1 protein-coding gene is annotated in these 539 nt (G+C 65.3%); it reads left to right on the top strand.

The annotated features are described in order from the left end of the window. Positions 1-539, top strand: a 539-nt coding sequence (locus ADJ24_RS21515; protein WP_048703686.1) for an Ig-like domain-containing protein, incomplete at both ends; no start/stop codon positions are given.

Raw genomic sequence — 539 nt, 5'->3', positions numbered from 1 at the left:
ACCATCGGCGGCCAGACCTACACCACCGTGCTGGACGCGGCGGGGAACTGGAGCGTGGGCGTACCGGCGAGCGTGATTTCCGGCCTCAGCGACGGCACCGTGACCGTCACTGCGTCCGTCACCGACGCGGCGGGCAACACCGGTACCGGCACGCATAACGTGACCGTTGATACCGGTCTGCCATCGGTGGCCTTCAACGCAATCAGCGATGACAACGTCCTGAACGCGGTAGAAAAAGGTCAGGATCTGAGCGTCAGCGGCACCAGCGCCAACCTGGCGGAAGGCACCGTGGTGACCGTGACCCTCAACGGTAAAAACTACGCGGCGACGACCGCGGCAGACGGCACCTGGAGCCTGACGGTTCCGGCAGCGGATCTGGCCGGTCTCGGCCAGGCCAACTATACCCTGAACGCGACCGCCACCAACGGCGTGGGCAACAGCGTGAGCAACACCGCGAACCTGCTGGTCGACACCGCGCTGCCAACCGTCACCATCAATACCGTGGCGGGCGATAACGTCATCAACGCGGCGGAAGTGGC

Source organism: Enterobacter sp. 940_PEND (genome assembly GCF_001059415.1).
GTDB lineage: Bacteria > Pseudomonadota > Gammaproteobacteria > Enterobacterales > Enterobacteriaceae > Enterobacter > Enterobacter cloacae_M.
The sequence above is the reverse complement of the archived record's forward strand: the minus strand, read 5'-3'. Positions and strand labels throughout refer to the sequence as shown.